Source organism: Bacillus sp. EA-CB0995 (assembly GCF_055814245.1).
The window spans coordinates 32,501-52,763 of record NZ_CP169269.1 but is presented as its reverse complement, the minus strand read 5'-3'; the positions used below and the strand labels follow the sequence as shown (position 1 = coordinate 52,763).

The following is a 20,263-nucleotide window of genomic DNA, read 5'->3' as shown; positions in this document are numbered from 1 at the left end:
GTGAAACTTAGCAGTTCCAAATTGATAGTTAGTTGAATCAATCGGACTCGTATTGATAGTTATCTTCTTTGATTTCTCAGTAAATAGATAGGTATCAAGTTTTACGTTGGAGCGGGATAACGGTTAGGAGAGATACTCCTTCCGCCCGCTGCTTTACTTTCAAAGCGAGGAGAGAAAACGATGAAGTTTATTACATTTCGTCTTCCTTCAGAAGAAATGAGAGCTGGTTGGCTTGAAGGTGACAAGGTTATTGATATGCATACAGCAAGTGGAGGGGTACTTCCTTCTACAATGATTTCTTTTTAGAGAAATCAGATGAATATATGGAAATAGTTCGTAAGATTGGCACACCAACGAGCGGTGTTTATCATATTACGGATGTACAGCTTTGTGCACCTTTACCAAACCCAGGGAGTATTCGTGATTTTTATGCATTTGAACAACATGTAAAAACAGCGCGTGGTCGCCGTGGTTTAGATGTTGTTCCAGAGTGGTATGATATTCCGGTGTTTTATTTTACGAATCATCGTGCTGTTATTGGGCCGGAAGAAGCTATTTTGTGCCCAGGTGCAACAAAGAAACTTGACTATGAGCTAGAGATTGCTTGTGTCATTGGTAAAGAAGGTAAAAATATCTCGCGTGAACAAGCTCATGAATATATTTTTGGTTACTGCATTATGAATGATTGGAGCGCTAGAGATTTACAGGCGCATGAAATGAAAGTCGGGCTTGGACCAGCAAAAGGAAAAGACTTTGCTACCTCACTTGGGCCGTATATTGTGACGAAAGATGAATTAGACGTATATCGAAGCGATGATCGTTATAATTTAGAAATGACAGCTCATATTAATGGAGAACAATGGTCAAAAGGTAATTTTCAAGATATCTATTATACGTTTGCTGAAATGATTGAACGAGCATCCCAAGATGTTACGTTGTACCCAGGAGATATACTTGGTTCTGGTACAGTTGGAAGCGGCTGTATTTTAGAGCTTGGAACAGAAAAATGGCTTAAAGCTGGTGATGTGGTAGAGTTAAAGATTACTAGCTTAGGAACATTGCGTAATACGGTAAAAGCAGAAAAGAAAGCGGGGGATGAGCATGTATTATCGTCGCATGGGGGAACTTCCTCGTAAACGACATGTACAATTTCGTAAACAAGACGGGTCGCTCTATCGTGAGCAAGTAATGGGAACGAAAGGTTTTTCTGGTACGCAATCTATTTTGTATCATCATTACATGCCAACTGAAGTCGGTCATGCTTCTTTAGCTCAATCGTGTCATATGCAATATGAAGAAGACGTGGCGTTAGCGCATCGTCATTTTCGTACGAAAGAATATAGAAAAACAGGAGATGCCGTGAACGGAAGGAATTTTCTATTAGGAAATGAAGATCTAATAATCGGGGTTGTAAATCCGACGGAGAAAATGGACTATTTTTATCGCAATGGCGATGGAGATGAAATGCTATTCGTTCATTATGGATCTGGGAAAATTGAGACAATGTTCGGTACGATTCATTATCGAAAAGGAGATTATATTATCATTCCAATCGGTACGATTTACCGTGTAATCCCTGAAGTTGGAGAATCGAAATTCCTCGTTGTTGAAGCAAATAGTCAAATTACCACACCGCGTAATTATCGCAATGAGTATGGACAATTATTAGAACATAGTCCATTTTGTGAGCGTGATATTCGTGGTCCAGAGACGTTAGAAACGTATGATGAAAAAGGTGCCTTTGTTGTGATGACAAAGTCTAGAGGATATATGCATAAGCACGTTTTACAGCATCATCCGTTAGATGTTGTTGGATGGGATGGTCATTTATATCCATGGGTATTTAATATTGAGGATTTTGAGCCTATTACAGGGCGCATTCATCAGCCACCACCAGTACACCAAACATTTGAAGGGCATAACTTTGTCATTTGTTCATTTGTTCCGCGTCTATATGATTATCATCCAGAAGCAATCCCAGCGCCGTATTATCATAGTAATGTAAATAGTGATGAAGTGCTCTATTATGTGGAAGGGAATTTTATGAGCAGAAAAGGTGTAGAGGAAGGGTCTATCACGCTTCATCCAAGTGGAATCCCACATGGCCCGCACCCTGGAAAAACAGAAGCAAGTCTTGGTAAAAAAGAAACTATTGAACTAGCTGTTATGATTGATACATTCCGTCCGCTACGCGTGATAAAACATGCACATGAGATGGAAGATGGACAATATATGTATAGTTGGCTAGAACAAGGCTCATATACTGTATAAGGTGAATGCCTATTATGTATGAAAAACAAAACAAGCACGCTCATAAATGAGCGTGCTTGTTTTAATAAAAGAATCGACATTATATAAAATACCAAAAATACAGTATAAAATGATATAAAAATATAACTATATGGCCTATTATTTCTATCTTACTATAACGAGTAGTATGGTAACTGACTGAAATTTTTTGAAGGATTAAAGAAGATTGATAGGAGATAGAGAAAATGTATAAAATCTCAATCTGTTTCGTACAAATTTTTTTATTTATGAAGAAATATGAATTTTCTGTTAAATTCGACAGAAGTTATTGACGAAAAAAGATGTAATAAGTACAATAAAAATAAATATTAAAATTTTCAGAAAATTATAAAATGTTGAGGTGCAGAGAATGAAGCAAATCTTTCAAAAAAAGCCGCTCACACAACTGTTAGAAGAAGGGAGTCAGAAAAAATTAGATAGAACATTAGGGGCATTAGACTTAACTATGTTAGGCGTAGGAGCAATTGTCGGAACAGGGATCTTCGTGCTGACAGGGGTAGTTTCTGCGAAACATTCTGGGCCTGCCGTTATTTTATCGTTTGCATTAGCTGCACTAGTTTGTGCCTTTGCTGCCTTTTGTTATGCTGAATTTGCTTCCAGCGTACCGGTATCTGGTAGTGTGTATACGTATACATATGCAACGATGGGAGAAGTATTTGCCTTCTTAATTGGATGGGATTTAATGCTTGAATACTTATTAGCGACATCAGCTGTTGCTAATGGATGGTCAGCTTATTTTCAGTCTTTATTAAATGGATTTGGAATTCATATTCCCACGATTTTAGCTTCTGCTCCAGGGGCAGGAAAAGGTGGAATAATTGATTTACCAGCTGTTCTTATTATTTTAATTATGACTATTCTTTTATCACGAGGTGTTCGTGAAAGTGCCCGCGTAAATAACATTATGGTATTCATTAAATTAGCCGTTGTACTATTATTCATCTTCGCTGGGTTTAAATACGTAAAACCAGAAAACTGGACACCGTTTATGCCATTTGGCTTTAATGGTGTAATGGTAGGTGCAGCGACAGTATTCTTTGCTTTTATTGGTTTTGATGCTGTTTCAACGGCAGCGGAGGAAGTAAAACGTCCGCAGCGTGATTTACCGATTGGTATTATTGCATCACTATTAATTTGTACAGTCCTATATATTGCGGTTTCACTTGTTTTGACAGGTATTGTACCGTTTGGTCAATTGGATAGATCAGATCCAGTAGCATTTGCGCTTCAATTTATTGGACAAGATGGTTTGGCGGGTGTTATTTCGGTAGGTGCTATTACAGGGATTACAACCGTTATGTTAGTTATGATGTATGGTCAAGTGCGTGTATCGTATGCAATGAGCCGTGATGGTCTATTACCGAAACGTTTTTCCAGAGTACATCCGAAGTTTAAAACACCATTTTTAAATACGTGGATAACAGGTATTGTAGCAGCTCTTATTTCAGGGCTTGTTGATCTAAGTGTATTGGCTCACCTTGTGAATATCGGAACTCTATCGGCATTCGTACTTGTTGCAATAGCAGTTATTGTAATGAGAAAAACACATCCGGATTTACCGCGTGCCTTTAAAGCGCCGCTTGTACCGTTTTTACCAGCGTTAGCAGTGATTTTTTGTCTATACTTAATGCTTCAATTACCAGCGATTACATGGGAATGTTTTGGTATTTGGTTGGCGATTGGAGTTATAGTCTATTTCTTATATAGCAAAAAGCATAGTGCATTAAATAAAGAAAAAGATGATAAAAAAACTGTGAATTTATAAGTAAAAAGCCGTTCTTACCAAAAGAACGGCTTTTTTATTTTGAAAATTTACATTTTTCTAAAATTAATATAAGATGAATGGTGGGTGATAAAAGGGGTGGAAATGTGAAGAAGACATGGCAAGAGTTAAAGGGAATGGATCGTAATGTTTGGATTCGATTTATTGGAGAAACATTAAACGGAATTGCAATGATGATGTTAATGCCGTTTTTTGCATTATATTTAAAGGATAAAGTGGATTCGCTACTAGAAGTGGGAATTATTATGGCGCTGTCTCCTATTGCAGCAAGTTTTGGTTCCCTTATAGGTGGACGAATTGCAGATATTTATGGACGAAAGCCAATTATGATATTTTCAATGGCCAGCAATGCGGTTTTAATGCTTGGTTTCTTATTTATAGATGGTTTTATACCGTATGCCATTCTATCTATTTGTTTAGGGCTTTGTAATTCGCTGTTCCATCCGGCAGCTTCTGCGATGGTAGCGGATGTAACGGAACCTGAAAAGCGAACGGAAGCATATGGTTTACTGAGGATGGGGCATAATATTGGAGCGGCAATTGGACCGATTATAGGTGCTTCGGTTGCATTGCTTTCTAAAAATGTTATTTTTATTATTGCATCATCCTCTATGTTATTTTATGCGATGCTAGTGTTGCTGCTTATTAAAGAAACGATGCCAAAGGGCGCAATAAAACAAATGAATGAGGAAGAGGGACCGAGGCAATCTGTATGGAAAGTTGTGTTTCAAGATAAAATTTTACTAATCTATTTATTAGCCGGAATTGTTATTTCGATGGGATTTTCGCAAACAGAAGGTATGCTTCCGCTTCATTTTGATAATGAAATGAAAGGGATATTTGGAACGAATAATCCGTTTTCTTATTTAATGGCAGTAAATGGACTTTTGGTGGTCTTGTTTCAATTTCAAATTTCGAAATGGGCGACAGATAAACCGGTAGGGAAAACGATGCTGTATGGTGCTTGGTTGTTTGGGATAGGTCTTCTTGCCATTGGTTGGCTTCCGAAGTGGTTTGGAGGGGCAGGGACGAATGCTACTGTAGTTCTTGTTACATTATTAATTGTATATGCAATTTATACATTAGGAGAAATGGTCATGTCTCCTGTGCAAATGACGTTTGTAGCAAATTTAGCGCCAGAACATTTACGAGGCACGTATATGGGCGCAGCTAGCTTACAATGGATTACAGGCAATGCGTTTGGGCCTTTACTGGGTGGTATTTTACTTGATCGTTTGTTAGGTCACATTTTATTTACGATTTTAGGGATTGGATGTGTGATAGCAGGACTTGTTTACATATCATTAGATCGACTTGTAGAACAAAGACAAAAGGATAATGTGGTGAAACAAACGTCATAGGGTTTTCATCATACACGAATAGGTTCCTTTTTTCATATTATTAGGTATATAACTAGAAAAAATGTTTCGTCAGCCTGGTTATTTTAAATAGGAACTACCTATTTTCGTAAAAAGTGCTACAATAGAAAAATGAAAACAGACGATTAGGGTGATTTCATTATGAAAATTAAATTAGGTTTATTATATGGTGGGAAATCAGCAGAGCATCAAGTTTCTTTACAAACGGCTCTTGCTGTTAGCAAAGCGTTAGATCAAGAAAAATTTGAGGTTCATCCAATTTATATTACTGAACAAGGACAATGGGTGCGCGGTGAGCGTATTGAAGGTGAAGTAAAAAGCGTTCAAGAATTGCAATTGAATGGAGAAGAAAATGCAATTTCTCCTTTATCATTAAGTTCAGAAATTATCCCGATGGCAGCTTCTGATAAAGAGAATGCAATCGATGTCATCTTCCCGTTATTACATGGACCGAATGGTGAAGATGGAACAGTACAAGGCTTGTTAGAACTTATGAATATTCCATATGTAGGAAATGGTGTGTTAGCATCGGCTGCAGGTATGGATAAAGTTATTATGAAAAATGTTTTCGCAGAAGCGGGATTGCCACAAGCAAAATATGTTTCGTTTATTCGCAGTGTATGGGAAAAAGATCGCACAACAGCGTATGAAAAAGTTGAAGAAACATTAGGCTATCCATGTTTTGTGAAACCAGCAAATCTTGGCTCAAGCGTTGGAATTAATAAATGCAAAAATCGTGATGAGTTAGAGAATGCATTTGAAGAAGCGTTCCAATTCGATCGTAAAATTATCGTAGAAGAGAATATTATCGGTCGTGAAGTGGAAATTGGTGTATTAGGAAACGATGAACCGAAATGTTCTGTTGTAGGCGAAATTGTGGCGAAAAAAGAATTCTATGACTATAAATCAAAATACATTGATGGCGATACAGCAATGGTTATTCCTGCTGAAATTACAGAGGCGGAATATGAGAAGATTAGAGAGTATGCGATTCGTGCATTTCAATCTTTAGATGGTGCGGGATTAACGCGTGCAGATTTCTTCTTAACGAAAGATGGCGATGTATTTATTAATGAAGTAAATACAATGCCAGGATTCACACCTTTTAGTATGTTCCCTCTTTTATGGGAAAATACGGGAGTGCCGTATCCAGAGCTTATTCAAGAGCTAGTACGTCTAGCGATTGAGCGTCACGATGAAAAACAAAAAATTAAATATACAATCTAACAAGAAAGGAGAAGCACTATTCAAATGAATAGTGTTTCTTCCTTGTAAGGAGTGTTTTTATGATACAAAGAACAATGAAGCAAATTGAGCAAATGGTATGTGGAAATGGCTTAGCAGAGCAATGGAATGATGTAGCTATAAAAGGTGTTTCCATTGATACAAGAAAGATTGAACAAGGAAACTTATATATTCCAATTCAAGGAGAACGTTTTGACGGTCATGCTTTTATAGAGAAAGCAATAGAAAGTGGTGCAGTTGCAACGCTTTGGAAGAAAGATGTAGCGAACCCGCCAGCAAATTTACCGGTTATTTTTGTAGAAGATACATTACAAGCGCTGCAAGCATTGGCGAAGAGCTATCGCGACCAGTTAAACGTGAAAGTGGTTGGTGTGACAGGAAGTAACGGAAAAACATCAACGAAGGATATCGTGACAAGTTTACTTGGAATAAAATTTAAAGTACAAAAAACAGAGGGGAATTTTAATAACCATATTGGACTTCCTCTGACGATTTTAAATTTAGAAGAAGATACAGAAATGGCTGTATTAGAGATGGGGATGTCAAGCCTTGGAGAAATTGAATTTTTGTCAAAGCTTGCTCGCCCTGATGCAGCGATTATTACAAATATTGGGGAAGCGCATTTAATGGATTTGGGCTCTCGTGATGGAATTGCAGAAGCCAAGCTAGAAATTGTCACAGGATTACAAGATACTGGCGTATTTGTTTATAACGGAGATGAACCATTGTTAACTACACGCGTACCAGGAATGAATTTATCAGCAAAGACAATTACGTTTGGTGATGCAAGAGCGAACGATTATTACCCGGTATCTGTAAAATTAGAAGCGTCAGGTACACAATTTACAATGAATCAAGCGCAGAATGTAGTATTTTATTTGCCCGTTCTTGGGAAGCATAATGTATATAATGCATTAGCATCGATGGCGATTGCTGAATTTTTCGGCGTAACATGGGAAGAAATGAAACAAGGTTTAGTGAATTTGAAAATGACAGGCATGCGTATGGAAGTTGTGAAAACAGATGCAGGGCTAACGATTATTAATGATGCATATAATGCAAGTCCGACAGCGATGGAAGCAGCATTTCATTTAATGAATGAATTAGCTGGGTTTTCTAAAAAAATCCTCGTGCTTGGTGATATGCTAGAGCTTGGTGACCAAGAAGTACAATTTCATTATGAAGTTGGAAAATTAATTGATCCAGCTCGTATTGCATATGTATTTACGTACGGTACGCTTGGGGCACAAATGGCAGAAGGTGCAAGAATTAATTTTCCTAGTGAACGCGTGAAAGCTTATGACAATAAAGAAGAACTTGTTAAAGATTTAAAAGCAGTCGTTGATGTGAAAGATGTTGTATTAGTAAAAGCATCTCGTGGAATGAAATTAGAAGAAGTTATTGCGATGATAAAGTAAAACTTCCATCAGTGATCTTCTTCGCTTCTCTCAATTCTGTGGTGGGGGTTTTACTGCCCGTTAATACGGGATAAAGTAAAGCTTTTATTAGTAGGTAGCTTACTGCCCGTTAATATGGGATAAAATAAAGAAGCGCTTACAACAAGAGGGTGGAAAGCCCATATGTAAAATAAGGAGAGAGTTGGGTTTGCTTTTTACACATACAAAACTTATAATTGATAGGGTGCAATAACGTTGTAGAGTATTTTGGTGATAAAGGTAGGCCCGTTTATATACGTGAACATAAGGGAAAGGGCATTTTCCGCAAACAAGGAAAATGTCTTTTTTGAATGGATAGTTAGGATAAATACTCCTGCCACTTGAAAGTTATAATTGTTTGAAGTGGGGGTTTCTAGCGTGTCAGGCATTTTTGCTCGGCGCTTGGCGTTAGTGGAGTTGGGAGTGATTTCCGCCTAACCCCTCTATCCCGTCGATAAATTTTTTTGGGACTACTTTTGTCTAGCTTTACGTTTGAATGTCTTATATGGCGCATATTTTTGTTGCGGCTTTCTACATTCAGTTTTCAAAAGCTAGTTTTATTATAATTGTCAGGCAATCTTGCGATGATGACGCATTTTGTCTGAAGAAGACTTAGTCCAACCTTACTTGTATATCCTGTGAATATTAGAAGAAGGAATAATCTGGGCTATTTTAGATAGAAAAGGAGAAGTAACATTGACAACATTTCGAGAATTAGGATTAAGCAGTGCTTTGCTAAAGTCTGTTGAAAGCATGGGATTTGAAGAGGCAACACCAATTCAGGCAGAAACAATTCCAGTAGCCTTACAAGGTGACGACATCATTGGTCAAGCTCAAACAGGTACAGGGAAAACAGCTGCATTTGGATTACCATTATTAGAAAAAGTAAATACAAATCAAGATACCGTTCAAGGTATCGTTATCGCGCCAACTCGTGAGTTAGCAATTCAAGTGGGTGAAGAGCTATACAAAATTGGTCAACATAAGCGCGTTCGCATTTTACCAATCTATGGCGGCCAAGATATTAACCGTCAAATCCGTGCGTTGAAAAAAGGCCCACACATTATCGTGGGTACGCCAGGACGTATTTTAGATCATATTAAACGTAAAACACTTCGTCTGCAAAACGTAGAGACAGTTGTTCTTGATGAAGCAGATGAAATGTTAAACATGGGCTTCATTGAAGATATTGAAGCGATTTTAACGGATGTGCCTGAAACACACCAAACATTATTATTCTCAGCAACAATGCCAGACCCAATCCGTCGCATTGCTGAACGCTTCATGAGCGAGCCTAAACATATTAAGGTTAAAGCTAAAGAAGTAACAATGCCAAACATTCAGCAGTTCTATGTAGAAGTGCAAGAGAAAAAGAAATTTGATGTGTTAACACGCTTATTAGATATTCAATCTCCAGAGCTTGCAATCGTATTCGGTCGTACAAAGCGTCGTGTTGATGAATTATCAGAAGCGTTAAATTTACGTGGTTATGCAGCAGAAGGAATTCATGGTGATTTAACACAAGCGAAGCGTCTTTCTGTATTACGTAAATTTAAAGAAGGTTCAATCGAAGTTCTTGTTGCGACAGACGTAGCGGCGCGTGGTCTTGATATTTCAGGTGTAACGCACGTATATAACTTTGATATTCCGCAAGATCCAGAATCATACGTACACCGTATTGGTCGTACTGGCCGTGCAGGTAAAACAGGCCTTGCTATGCTGTTTGTAACACCACGTGAAGCAGGTCAATTAAAGAATATTGAACGTACAACAAAACGCAAAATGGATCGTCTGACTCCACCAACTTTAGATGAAGCTTTAGAAGGACAACAACGTTTAATCGCTGAAAAACTTCAAAGCACGATTGAAAGTGAAAACTTATCATACTACAAACGTATTGCAGAAGAGCTGTTAGAAGAGCATGATTCTGTAGCGGTTGTAGCAGCTGCTTTAAAAATGATGACAAAAGAGCCGGATGCAACGCCAGTTTCTTTAACATCAGAACCACCTGTAGTTTCAAAAGATCGTTCTAGAAAGAGAAACGGAAACGGGAACGGAAATGGAAGAGGTGGTTACCGCGATGGTAACCGTAATCGTGAAGGCGGTCGTAATCGCGATGGCAACCGCAATCGTGGAGGTCGTAAAGGAGAAGGTCAAGGACGTGAAGGTCGTGAAGGTCGTTCTGGAGCTCCTAGAGGACGCGGTGGCGAAAGAAAGCACACAAGCCGTAAGCCACAAGCTTAATTAAATTCATAGAAGAGAGACAGTCTTTTTCATAAAGGCTGTCTTTTTTGTTTTTTTAGTTGGGTATACTACATAGAAACTTGTCTTTGAAAAGAGGAAATGGAATGCTTGTCAAGCTTGGGTATGTTGCAATGAGTGTCCATTTGAAGAATGCTTCTCCTTCGCAAACAATGACGTACGCGCAGTTTCAGCGAATACAGGACAGAGAAGCGGCAATCAGAAAATTGGAGAGGATTTCTAATTCTAATTTAGAGAATTGTTTACGGTTATTAAAACATAATTATGGACATGATGTTTCATTTTTTCGCTTAAGTTCGAAAATCATTCCTTTGGCAAACCATGAGGCGTTGTTAGAGTGGGATTATATAAAGCCGTTAAGAGAAAACTTAAAACAACTTGGAGAATATGCAAAGCGTCAAGGAATGCGAATTGATTTTCATCCCGACCATTTTGTTGTTTTAAATTCATTACATCCTCCGATTTTAAAGCAGTCCGTGAAAACATTGCAGATGCATGGGAAGTTGCTAAAGGGAATGGGGATTGATAGAACGCATCGCTGTGTTTTACATGTTGGCGGTGCGTATGAGGATAAAGAGAAAGCACTAGAACAATTCATTGAAAACTGGTCACTTGTTCCAGTGGGGATTCAAAAGATGATTATGTTAGAAAATGATGATACAACATTTTCTTTAAAAGAGACATTGTACTTAGGAGAAAAACTTGGAATCCCAGTAGTTTTTGATTTGCATCATCATATGGCAAATCACGGCTTTGAAGAGTGGGAAACTCATTGGGAACGTGTTGTACAAACGTGGGAGCAATCTCCTTTGCCGATTAAAATGCATATTTCTAGTCCACGAGAAGGAAATGATCTAAGGGCCCATGCTGATTTTATTGATTCTGATCAATTTTTTTCTTTCTTGCAATATATAAAAGAGAGTGTTCCAGAAATACATTGTATGATAGAAGCGAAACAAAAAGACGAAGCGCTCTTTCAGTTGATGAGAGATATGAAAGATAAGGGTGGGATAGAGATAGTAGATGGTGCAAGCTTTTTAGTAAAGTAAGCGATGCACCACCTATTTTTTTATGAGTAATGGTCCTAAGCAGGCACCCGTGAGCAATCCAACGAGATGGCTAATTGGGTTTGTCGTTTTGTCGAGAAATGTAAACGCTAGAAGAATGGATAAAATAATAATAAAGAGAAGAGTTTCTTTTTTCTAGTAGGGTGGTATTGCATATAGAATATGTAAAGCTGCAGACCTAATAACCCAAAAATGGCACCTGAAGCTCCTGTATGAGCATACTGAATTGGAAGTATAAAGTAAGAGATGATATTTCCGGTGACTCCAGATATAAGAAACGCAAGTGAAAATCGAATGCTCTGCAGTTGTTTTTCTAATGAAAAACCGAGTGCTAAGCAGCAAATGCTATTGGATAGAAAATGAGAAAATGTTGTATGGATAAATAATGCAGAAATAATTCGCCACCATTCCCCTTCAGCGATACACTCATTACAGGCGATTCCGATTGATAGTACCTTATTCCCTAATAGTAGTAAAACAAGTTGTATGAAAAGTAAGGTAGTAGTAATCGGTGGGAAAGAAGTAAATGAGTATTTTAATGGAGTATTCATATCTCCACCCCTTTTGCTGTTAACAGATTGTCTGTTATTCTTACAATATGAAAATGAGAAAGAAAATAGAAGGAAGGAACGTAAGGATATGATTGTAGGGATTGGAATCGATATTATTGAAATTGAAAGAATTGAAAAGATGATAGAGGGGCAACCGAAATTTATAGAGCGTATTTTAACAGAAAAAGAGTGCCAAGTAGCACGTTCGTTAAAAGGAAAGAGGCGTAGTGAATTTGTTGCAGGACGCTTTGCGGCAAAAGAAGCATACTCGAAAGCGCTTGGTACTGGAATTGGAAAAGAGGTTAGCTTTTTACATATTGAAATCACGAATGATGAAAGAGGAAAACCGGTTTTACTTGCAAATACAAATCATACTATTCATCTTTCGATTAGCCATAGCCGAGAGTTTGCGGTGGCGCAAGTCATTTTAGAAAGCCCGTCAAGCTAGTCTGCATATTTCATCTCTTTGTCTCATATATTTGAGTAGCGTTAAGGAAGAGGTTTTCTTCCACTTACTTATTGAGACAAAGGGGCTGAACATATGAAAAGGCGGCTATTTTTGTTTATTGTCGGTTTGTTGACCGTTTTTCTGTTAGCGGGCTGTATGGAGAAGAAGAAGGAAGATGTTGTGCAAGATTTGAATGAAAGAGTAAAAGATATGAAAAGCTACCAAGCAGAAGCGAAATTATCGATTAAAACAGGAAATGAACCGCAAGTATACGATGTTGAGGTTTGGTATAAAAAACCCTCGTATTACCGAGTGAATTTGAAAAATGCAAAGAAAGATCAAAGCCAGATTATTTTACGAAATGATGAAGGTGTATTCGTTCTTACCCCGTCTTTAAATAAAAGTTTTCGTTTTCAAAGTGATTGGCCGCAAAATAGCAGCCAAGCATATTTATATGAATCACTTGTCAGGGATATTTTGAGCGATAAGGACCGTTCATTTAAGAAAACAGACAAATATTATGTGTTTGAAACGAAAACAAACTATCATCATCAAAATATGTTGCCAAGGCAACAAATTACATTTAATAAAAAAGATTTAGCACCTGTTTCGGTGAAATTGATGGACAATGATCAAAATGTTCTTGTGCAAGTAGATTTTTCTAAAGTAAAGTTTGATACAAAATTTGATAAAGGCGCGTTTGATACAAAACAAAATATGTCTAGAGCGCAAGTCGATATACAAACGACAGCGCAAGGAGAGAAGCCGTTTGCTGTGTTATACCCAAGTGATACGCCGCAAGGTATGACTTTAAAAGAGGAGAAAGAATTTAAGACAGACAGTGGTAAACGTAGTATCCTTACGTACACTGACAATAAGAAGAGTTTTACATTAATACAAGAAAAAGCGAAGGTAGCACCAACTATCGCATTGCAAAATATGAGTGGGGAGCCTGTTGATTTAGGTTTCGCAATTGGTGCATTAACAAAAGATTCTGTTACATGGTCACATAATGGAGTCGAGTATATGCTTGTATCAAAAGGTTTAAAACAAGATGAGTTGTTAATGGTAGCTCGCTCTGTGACTCAAAAACAAGTGAAGTAAACGACTAAGACGTGGTGGCTACAGAGTACACCACGTTTTTTATCCCGTAAAAGCCCGCCTTATCACGATTTAACAAATAGTATTTTTGATGTGTAGAATCTGTTGATGAAAGCGGCGCTTAATATGATGGAATAAAGGTAAGAAAAAAGTGAATATAAAAGAATAAGCTTTGCATATCGTATAAAGGAAGTGTTTTTTCTGGATGGAAAAATCGCCATTTTATCGTGATACGTGGGTAGAGGTAAACTTAGATGCGATTTATGATAATTTGACTCGTATTAAATCCATCATTCCGAAAAATGTGGAGATTTTTGCTGTTGTGAAAGCAAATGCGTATGGTCATGGATCAGTGCAAGTTGCAAATACAGCGTTAGCAGCAGGAGCCACAAGATTAGCTGTTGCATTCTTGGATGAAGCTCTTGTCTTAAGAAGAGCTGGAATTACAGTTCCTATTTTAGTATTAGGTTCTTCACGTCCGGAAGACGTTAATGTGGCAGCGGAGAATGAGATTACATTAACTGTGTTTCAAAAAGAATGGATAGAAAAAGCGGAAAAGGTGTGGGATTCTTCAAGGTCACTCCATTTTCATCTTAAATTTGATAGCGGTATGGGGAGAATTGGAATTCGTAGAAAAGATGAATTGAAAAGGTTTCTAAAAAGTTTACAAAATGCGCCTTTTTTAAAGTTAGAAGGGGTTTATACTCACTTTGCAACAGCTGATGAAGTGGAGACAGCTTATTTTGATAAGCAGTATAATATGTTTTTGGAACAACTAAGTTGGCTAAAAGAATTTGGATTAACCCCAAAATTTATTCATACAGCTAATAGTGTGGCAACTTTACGTTTTCAAAGTGTTACTTTTAACGCTGTCAGAATAGGGATTGCAATGTATGGGTTGCTCTCATCTATGCAAATCCATCCTTTTTTACCGATTAAGCTTGATCCTGCATTATCTTGGCATACAACGGTTACACATATAAAACAGGTGACAAAAGATGCTGGAATTAGTTATAACGTTACTTATCGAGCGAAAACAGAAGAATGGATTGCCACATTGCCTGTTGGATATGCTGACGGTTGGTTACGTAAGTTGCAGGGGTTCAAGGTGCTTGTAAATGATATAAGAGTGCCGATTGTAGGCAGGGTTACAATGGATATGATGATGATTCATGTACCATATGAAGTGCCGCTTGGAACAAAAGTTACTCTAATTGGAAGACAAAATGATCGGTATATTAGTGCTAATGAGGTTGCCGAGTATTCAGAGACAATTAACTATGAAATTATTGCAACAATTAGTTTTCGTGTTCCACGTGTATATGTAAAAAATGGAAAAGTTGTAGAGGTTGTAAATTATTTAAATGACATATAAGATGAGAATTCTATAGTTCAAGTGTACCTTTATAAAAAGGTGAGTATGTCCCTTTTTGACAAGTTAAGAAACTCAATTTGGAAGAAGGACATAGAAAAGTACAAGGAAGTGAATGTTTTATTTCCAAATTGGAAAACATAAAACAAGAAATCAGGAAGTCTTTGCAACAGACTTCATACAATGGTATTATTACAATAGGTGTCATATATATATGTGTGTGTGTAGTTGACGGTGGAGGTGTATTTTTGTGTCCGAATCAAGTGTAACTACTGAAATCGTTGTTCGGTTGCCAAAACAAGTGGTAACAGAATTAGACGGAATTGGAAAACAAGAGAATAAGAATCGCCATGAACTTATTTGCCAGGCAACACAATTGCTATTGCGCCAACATAAAACAAAGAAGCGCTACCAGCATGAATCAATGCGACGTGGGTACATTGAAATGGGAAAAATTAATCTTGGTATTGCATCTGAAGCTTTCTTAGCGGAGTATGAAGCAGCTCATACAGTAGAACGCTTAGTTAGCGGGGGTAATCTTTTGATTGTAAAACGCGGCGACGTGTATTTTGCAGACCTTTCCCCAGTTGTTGGTTCTGAGCAAGGAGGCGTTCGTCCGGTTCTGGTCATTCAAAATGACATTGGGAATCGTTTTAGTCCTACTGTGATTGTGGCGGCCATTACTGCACAGATTCAGAAAGCGAAATTGCCCACCCATGTGGAGATTGATGCAAAAAAGTATGGATTTGAGAGAGATTCTGTTATCTTGCTCGAACAGATTCGAACAATCGATAAGCAGCGCTTAACGGACAAAATCACTCAGTTAGACGATCTGATGATGAATCGTGTAGATGAAGCTCTGCAAATTAGTTTAGGACTGATAGATTTTTAGTTCAACATTGAAGTTGCTCTCTTTTAAGAGCAGCTTTTTTTATTATTAAGGAGGTTTTGTTGCAAATGGAAATGGTAGATGACCGTCAAGAGTTAATGAAAATGTTAGCGAAAGAATTGAATTTTTCAGAGAAGCAAGTACGTCATGTTATTCAATTAACAGAGGAGGGTAATACAGTTCCGTTTATTGCTCGTTATCGAAAAGAGTGGACAAACTCATTAGATGAAGTGCAAATTCGTTCGATTTTAGAAAGATGGCAGTATGTCACTCAACTTGAAAATCGTAAAGAAGAAGTGTTGCGTTTAATTCATGAAAAGGGAAAGCTTACAGAAGAGCTGCGTCGTAACATTGTATCTGCAACAAAACTACAAGAAGTGGAAGATTTATATCGTCCATATAAAGAAAAACGAAGAACAAAAGCAACGATTGCAAAAGAAAAAGGGTTAGAACCTTTAGCGGATTGGTTATTAACGTTTGCGAAGGATGATGCGTTGGAAAGAGCAAAAGTATTCGTAAATGAAGAGAAAGAAGTTCATTCACCAGAAGAAGCGTTACAAGGTGCAAAAGATATTATCGCAGAATACGTATCTGATGAAGCATCTTATCGCAGTTGGATTCGTAATACTACTTTTAGAAAAGGAACCATTTCAGCAGTTGTAAAAGATGAAGAAAAAGATGAAAAGAATGTATACGAAATGTATTACAGCTATGAAGAGCCAGTACAAAAAGTTGTACCTCATCGTGTATTAGCTATGAATCGCGGTGAAAAAGAAGAAATTTTAAAAGTAGCAATCGTTCCTCCGGTTGAAGAAATCCTTCAGTTTTTACATAAAAAAGTAATTCATAAATCATACGCGCCAAGTACTTCTTATGTGCAAGAGGCGATTGAAGATGGTTACAAGCGTTTAATTCAACCATCTATTGAAAGAGAAATTCGTAAAGAGTTAACAGAGAGAGCGGAAGAACAAGCGATTCATATTTTTTCAGAGAACTTAAGGAATTTATTGTTACAGCCGCCGATGAAAGGGAAGTTTGTATTAGCTGTAGATCCAGCATATCGTACGGGGTGTAAACTTGCCGTTGTAGATGATACGGGAAAAGTACTTCATATCGACGTTATCTATCCACATCCGCCTGTTAGGAAATATGAAGAAGCGAAAAAGAAATGTATTTCAATTTTAGAAAAGTATGAAGTAGAAGTAGTTGCAATTGGAAATGGTACAGCTTCTCGTGAAACGGAAGAATTTGTAGTAGATGTATTACAAGCAGTTACGCGTGATGTATTTTACATTATTGTCAATGAAGCTGGTGCGAGTGTATATTCAGCATCAGACTTAGCAAGGGAAGAGTTTCCTGATTTACAAGTTGAAGAAAGAAGCGCTGTTTCCATTGGAAGACGTCTGCAAGATCCGCTTGCAGAATTAGTAAAGATTGATCCAAAGTCTGTTGGTGTAGGGCAATATCAACATGATGTATCACAAAAACAGTTGAATGAATCATTAACATTTGTTGTTGAAACAGCTGTAAACCAAGTTGGAGTGAATGTAAATACTGCTTCTGTTTCCTTATTGCAATATGTTTCTGGTTTATCAAAAACAGTTGCGAAAAACATTGTAAAAAAACGCGAAGAGAGCGGGAAATTTATAAAACGTGCTGAGCTGAAAGATATACCGCGATTAGGTGCAAAGACATATGAGCAATGTATCGGTTTTTTACGTGTTCTAGAAGGTGAAAATCCACTTGATCGAACAAGTATTCATCCGGAGCAATATAAGAATGTAGAGCTGTTATTGAAAAGCTTAGGGTTATCGATTGCAGATGTTGGACAACCTCATCTGCAGAAGTGTTTAGAAGAAGTAGAAATTCCATCGTTATCAGAGCAAACAAATATTGGTGAACCGACCTTGCGAGATATTATTGATGCTCTTATTCGTCCAGAGCGAGATTTACGTGATGAATTACCGAAGCCGCTTCTTAAAAAAGGTATTTTAAAACTAGAAGATTTAAAACGAGGCATGGAATTGGAAGGTACGGTTCGTAATGTTGTCGATTTTGGTGCTTTTGTTGATATTGGTGTGAAGCAAGATGGATTAGTTCATATTTCAAAAATGAGTAAGCAGTTTGTAAAACATCCATTAGATATCGTGTCTGTCGGACAAATTGTAAAAGTGTGGGTCGATGAGGTTGATATGAAAAAAGGACGCGTCGCTTTATCTATGCTACCAATAGAGTGATGAAGTAAAAGGAATCATTGTGGCTTTCTTCATTCTACACTGAGAGTTAATTTGCTAAGAGGAGCTGCTATCTATTAAGTGTCGGATACATGGAAAGGGAGTGGAGGGATGTTCCGCTCCCTTTATTTACTAAGGATATTGCTTTTTTTATAAAAAAACCAGCATTCGTTAAGTAATTTGATTTGATATCGGTTTTTTTCATAATAAGCACGCCGCATTTGTTTACGAAGCCATGCTGGCATATGAATCCCTCCTTTTACAGAAATGAGGATGGGTATATGTACTATTTAATGTATGCAGGGGACAGATAAGACGTGTGAATTTATTTTAGTTATAAGTAGGAGAGATAAGAATGCATGAAATAGATATTCAGGGATTAGTGGAGAAAATATCGATAGAGTATTTTGCAAGACCCTTTTTGCATAAAGCAATATTTAATAAACGTTTACGTACGACAGGTGGGCGGTATATATTAAGAACTCATAATATAGAACTAAATTATCATTATTACCTAGTATATGGGGAAGAGGAGTTAATCGAGGTAATTAAACATGAACTATGTCATTATCATTTGCATCTTATGGGAAAAGGGTATCAACATAGGGATAGGGATTTTCGTGAGTTGTTGAATAAGGTAGATGCGCCGCGTTTTTGCAAAAGAATTCCTGATGAGAGGAAAGAGAAAAAACAATACATATATGTTTGTTTATCGTGTGGCTTCCAATACATAAGAAGGAGAAGAATAAATACAAATCGCTACGTTTGTGGAAAGTGTAAAGGACGTTTGAAGTAGGTGAAAAAACACCTTGACAGTTAAAAATCAATCCAGTATAGTATAAACATGTCAGCTCACTACAAGATATTGTAAGAAGTGCTTGACTTGTAAAATAATTTTTTATAAGATGAAAAATGTCTTTCTTATTCCGCAGTAGCTCAGTGGTAGAGCTATCGGCTGTTAACCGATCGGTCGTAGGTTCGAGTCCTACCTGCGGAGCCATATAATATAGAGAAGTACCCAAGTGGCTCAAGGGGCTCCCCTGCTAAGGGAGTAGATCGCTTACGCGGTGCGAGGGTTCGAATCCCTTCTTCTCTGCCATAATTTTGGCCCGTTGGTCAAGTGGTTAAGACACCGCCCTTTCACGGCGGTAACACGGGTTCGAATCCCGTACGGGTCACCACTTCGGAGGATTAGCTCAGCTGGGAGAGCACCTGCCTTACAAGCAGGGGGTCGGCGGTTCGATCCCGTCATCCTCCACCATATAAATTTATAAATATTATCGCGGGGTGGAGCAGTCTGGTAGCTCGTCGGGCTCATAACCCGAAGGTCGCAGGTTCAAATCCTGTCCCCGCAACCAATGGTCCCGTGGTGTAGTGGTTAACATGCCTGCCTGTCACGCAGGAGATCGCCGGTTCGACCCCGGTCGGGACCGCCATTTAAACTTCTAATAGATGGAAGTTATTTTTTTGTTAGAGGGTATGATAAAGTGTATTTCGTCACTAGAAAATCTTGTGAAGCAAATTTAAGTGATATCCTCAAAGATGTTAATTTATTCGATTAAATCGATGGGCTATAGCCAAGCGGTAAGGCAACGGACTTTGACTCCGTCATGCGCTGGTTCGAATCCAGCTAGCCCAGCCATTTAAGAGCCATTAGCTCAGTTGGTAGAGCATCTGACTTTTAATCAGAGGGTCGAAGGTTCGAGTCCTTCATGGCTCACCATTTATTTCATTTCGCGGGTGTGGCGGAATTGGCAGACGCACCAGACTTAGGATCTGGCGCCTTTGGCGTGGGGGTTCGACTCCCTTCACCTGCATATGCGGTCGTGGCGGAATGGCAGACGCGCTAGGTTGAGGGCCTAGTGGGGGCAACCCCGTGGAGGTTCAAGTCCTCTCGGCCGCACCAAAAAAAGAAATAAAAAAACACTTGCATTAATCTTACCACCATGGTATATTAATAAAGTCGCAAAAAACAAACAACATACATTAAGCGCCCGTAGCTCAATTGGATAGAGCGTTTGACTACGGATCAAAAGGTTAGGGGTTCGAGTCCTCTCGGGCGCGCCAATTACGGGAAGTGGCTCAGCTTGGTAGAGCACCTGGTTTGGGACCAGGGGGTCGCAGGTTCGAATCCTGTCTTCCCGACCATGCGGGTGTAGTTTAGTGGTAAAACAAGAGCCTTCCAA

The 20,263-nt window shown here is 38.2% G+C and carries 14 protein-coding genes, 13 tRNA genes and 3 pseudogenes (1 of these 30 only partly in view); 28 read left to right on the top strand and 2 right to left on the bottom strand.

Translation table 11 applies throughout. The features are described 5' to 3' along the window. The first annotated feature begins 180 nt into the window (after positions 1-180). The 8 genes and pseudogenes from ACEWFJ_RS00290 (at position 181) to uvsE (ending at position 11,464) form a co-directional block, all read left to right on the top strand. A pseudogene (locus ACEWFJ_RS00290) lies at positions 181-1,136 on the top strand (fumarylacetoacetate hydrolase family protein). Then, positions 1,096-2,271, top strand: a complete 1,176-nt coding sequence (locus tag ACEWFJ_RS00285) for a homogentisate 1,2-dioxygenase (protein WP_141525037.1) — start codon at positions 1,096-1,098, stop codon at positions 2,269-2,271. The pseudogene ACEWFJ_RS00290 and the gene ACEWFJ_RS00285 overlap by 41 nt, the downstream one beginning before the upstream one ends. A 388-nt stretch (positions 2,272-2,659) precedes the next feature. Further along, a complete protein-coding gene (locus ACEWFJ_RS00280) occupies positions 2,660-4,075 on the top strand; it encodes an amino acid permease (protein ID WP_429720442.1) in 1,416 nt (471 codons plus the stop codon). A 104-nt stretch (positions 4,076-4,179) separates the two neighbouring features. Beyond that, positions 4,180-5,454: an MDR family MFS transporter gene (locus tag ACEWFJ_RS00275; protein WP_473690033.1), complete on the top strand. Its 1,275-nt coding sequence runs from the start codon at positions 4,180-4,182 to the stop codon at positions 5,452-5,454. A 156-nt stretch (positions 5,455-5,610) separates the two neighbouring features. Then, on the top strand, positions 5,611-6,699 hold the full coding sequence (locus tag ACEWFJ_RS00270; protein ID WP_429714908.1) for a D-alanine--D-alanine ligase: 1,089 nt from the start codon (positions 5,611-5,613) through the stop codon (positions 6,697-6,699). 59 nt (positions 6,700-6,758) lie between these two features. Next, positions 6,759-8,135 (top strand): UDP-N-acetylmuramoyl-tripeptide--D-alanyl-D-alanine ligase, encoded by a 1,377-nt coding sequence (locus ACEWFJ_RS00265; RefSeq protein WP_429714834.1) that lies wholly within the window; start codon positions 6,759-6,761, stop codon positions 8,133-8,135. Positions 8,136-8,849: 714 nt separating this feature from the next. Beyond that, positions 8,850-10,397 (top strand): degradosome RNA helicase CshA, encoded by a 1,548-nt coding sequence (cshA, locus tag ACEWFJ_RS00260; protein WP_473690032.1) that lies wholly within the window; start codon positions 8,850-8,852, stop codon positions 10,395-10,397. Positions 10,398-10,501: 104 nt separating this feature from the next. Then, positions 10,502-11,464: a UV DNA damage repair endonuclease UvsE gene (uvsE, locus tag ACEWFJ_RS00255; protein WP_473690031.1), complete on the top strand. Its 963-nt coding sequence runs from the start codon at positions 10,502-10,504 to the stop codon at positions 11,462-11,464. A gap of 12 nt (positions 11,465-11,476) precedes the next feature. Here uvsE and ACEWFJ_RS00250 read toward each other — a convergent pair. After that, positions 11,477-12,033: pseudogene (locus ACEWFJ_RS00250) on the bottom strand (rhomboid family protein). Between the two features lie 88 nt (positions 12,034-12,121). Here ACEWFJ_RS00250 and acpS point away from each other — a divergent pair. The 6 genes and pseudogenes from acpS (at position 12,122) to ACEWFJ_RS00220 (ending at position 18,080) form a co-directional block, all read left to right on the top strand. Beyond that, positions 12,122-12,481, top strand: a complete 360-nt coding sequence (gene acpS / locus ACEWFJ_RS00245; protein WP_473690030.1) for a holo-ACP synthase — start codon at positions 12,122-12,124, stop codon at positions 12,479-12,481. Between the two features lie 156 nt (positions 12,482-12,637). Beyond that, on the top strand, positions 12,638-13,585 hold the full coding sequence (locus ACEWFJ_RS00240) for a LolA family protein (RefSeq protein ID WP_473692294.1): 948 nt from the start codon (positions 12,638-12,640) through the stop codon (positions 13,583-13,585). 202 nt (positions 13,586-13,787) lie between these two features. Continuing rightward, positions 13,788-14,957, top strand: a complete 1,170-nt coding sequence (gene alr / locus ACEWFJ_RS00235) for an alanine racemase (RefSeq protein ID WP_473690029.1) — start codon at positions 13,788-13,790, stop codon at positions 14,955-14,957. A gap of 247 nt (positions 14,958-15,204) precedes the next feature. Next, positions 15,205-15,489: pseudogene (locus ACEWFJ_RS00230) on the top strand (antitoxin endoai); the annotation flags it as partial. Positions 15,490-15,495: 6 nt separating this feature from the next. After that, positions 15,496-15,846 carry a type II toxin-antitoxin system endoribonuclease NdoA gene (gene ndoA / locus ACEWFJ_RS00225; protein WP_020063273.1) on the top strand — a complete coding sequence of 117 codons (351 nt, stop codon included), beginning with the start codon at positions 15,496-15,498 and terminating at the stop codon, positions 15,844-15,846. Between the two features lie 65 nt (positions 15,847-15,911). Then, complete coding sequence (locus tag ACEWFJ_RS00220) at positions 15,912-18,080, top strand: Tex family protein (RefSeq protein ID WP_473690028.1); 2,169 nt, start codon at positions 15,912-15,914, stop codon at positions 18,078-18,080. A 122-nt stretch (positions 18,081-18,202) separates the two neighbouring features. Here ACEWFJ_RS00220 and cmpA read toward each other — a convergent pair whose 3' ends face one another. After that, positions 18,203-18,322 carry a cortex morphogenetic protein CmpA gene (cmpA, locus tag ACEWFJ_RS00215; protein ID WP_377882326.1) on the bottom strand — a complete coding sequence of 40 codons (120 nt, stop codon included), beginning with the start codon at positions 18,320-18,322 and terminating at the stop codon, positions 18,203-18,205. A 110-nt stretch (positions 18,323-18,432) separates the two neighbouring features. Between cmpA and ACEWFJ_RS00210 the strand changes: the two genes are divergently transcribed. The 14 genes from ACEWFJ_RS00210 to ACEWFJ_RS00145 form a co-directional block, all read left to right on the top strand. After that, complete coding sequence (locus ACEWFJ_RS00210; protein ID WP_473690027.1) at positions 18,433-18,873, top strand: SprT family protein; 441 nt, start codon at positions 18,433-18,435, stop codon at positions 18,871-18,873. 129 nt (positions 18,874-19,002) lie between these two features. Further along, positions 19,003-19,077, top strand: a tRNA-Asn gene (locus tag ACEWFJ_RS00205). An 8-nt stretch (positions 19,078-19,085) separates the two neighbouring features. Continuing rightward, positions 19,086-19,176: transfer RNA gene (locus ACEWFJ_RS00200), tRNA-Ser, on the top strand. 7 nt (positions 19,177-19,183) lie between these two features. Beyond that, a tRNA-Glu gene (locus tag ACEWFJ_RS00195) sits at positions 19,184-19,258 on the top strand. 4 nt (positions 19,259-19,262) lie between these two features. After that, positions 19,263-19,338 (top strand) — tRNA-Val (locus ACEWFJ_RS00190). Positions 19,339-19,358: 20 nt separating this feature from the next. Then, positions 19,359-19,435, top strand: a tRNA-Met gene (locus ACEWFJ_RS00185). A gap of 2 nt (positions 19,436-19,437) precedes the next feature. Then, positions 19,438-19,513 (top strand) — tRNA-Asp (locus ACEWFJ_RS00180). Positions 19,514-19,644: 131 nt separating this feature from the next. After that, positions 19,645-19,719: transfer RNA gene (locus tag ACEWFJ_RS00175), tRNA-Gln, on the top strand. 5 nt (positions 19,720-19,724) lie between these two features. Then, positions 19,725-19,800, top strand: a tRNA-Lys gene (locus ACEWFJ_RS00170). Positions 19,801-19,813: 13 nt separating this feature from the next. Next, positions 19,814-19,894 (top strand) — tRNA-Leu (locus tag ACEWFJ_RS00165). Between the two features lie 3 nt (positions 19,895-19,897). Beyond that, a tRNA-Leu gene (locus ACEWFJ_RS00160) sits at positions 19,898-19,983 on the top strand. 84 nt (positions 19,984-20,067) lie between these two features. After that, positions 20,068-20,144: transfer RNA gene (locus ACEWFJ_RS00155), tRNA-Arg, on the top strand. Positions 20,145-20,148: 4 nt separating this feature from the next. After that, positions 20,149-20,225: transfer RNA gene (locus ACEWFJ_RS00150), tRNA-Pro, on the top strand. 1 nt (position 20,226) lies between these two features. Beyond that, positions 20,227-20,263: transfer RNA gene (locus ACEWFJ_RS00145), tRNA-Gly, on the top strand (it continues 34 nt past the right edge of the window).

What these genes read in the sequence shown, in the direction of transcription:
- ACEWFJ_RS00240 (WP_473692294.1), top strand. Translation starts at nt 12,638, where the DNA reads ATGGAGAAGAAGAAGGAAGATGTTGTGCAAGATTTGAATGAAAGAGTA.
- uvsE (WP_473690031.1), top strand. Translation starts at nt 10,502, where the DNA reads ATGCTTGTCAAGCTTGGGTATGTTGCAATGAGTGTCCATTTGAAGAAT.
- cmpA (WP_377882326.1), bottom strand. Translation starts at nt 18,322, where the DNA reads ATGCCAGCATGGCTTCGTAAACAAATGCGGCGTGCTTATTATGAAAAA.
- acpS (WP_473690030.1), top strand. Translation starts at nt 12,122, where the DNA reads ATGATTGTAGGGATTGGAATCGATATTATTGAAATTGAAAGAATTGAA.
- ACEWFJ_RS00220 (WP_473690028.1), top strand. Translation starts at nt 15,912, where the DNA reads ATGGAAATGGTAGATGACCGTCAAGAGTTAATGAAAATGTTAGCGAAA.
- alr (WP_473690029.1), top strand. Translation starts at nt 13,788, where the DNA reads ATGGAAAAATCGCCATTTTATCGTGATACGTGGGTAGAGGTAAACTTA.
- ACEWFJ_RS00210 (WP_473690027.1), top strand. Translation starts at nt 18,433, where the DNA reads ATGCATGAAATAGATATTCAGGGATTAGTGGAGAAAATATCGATAGAG.
- ACEWFJ_RS00280 (WP_429720442.1), top strand. Translation starts at nt 2,660, where the DNA reads ATGAAGCAAATCTTTCAAAAAAAGCCGCTCACACAACTGTTAGAAGAA.
- ACEWFJ_RS00285 (WP_141525037.1), top strand. Translation starts at nt 1,096, where the DNA reads ATGAGCATGTATTATCGTCGCATGGGGGAACTTCCTCGTAAACGACAT.
- ACEWFJ_RS00265 (WP_429714834.1), top strand. Translation starts at nt 6,759, where the DNA reads ATGATACAAAGAACAATGAAGCAAATTGAGCAAATGGTATGTGGAAAT.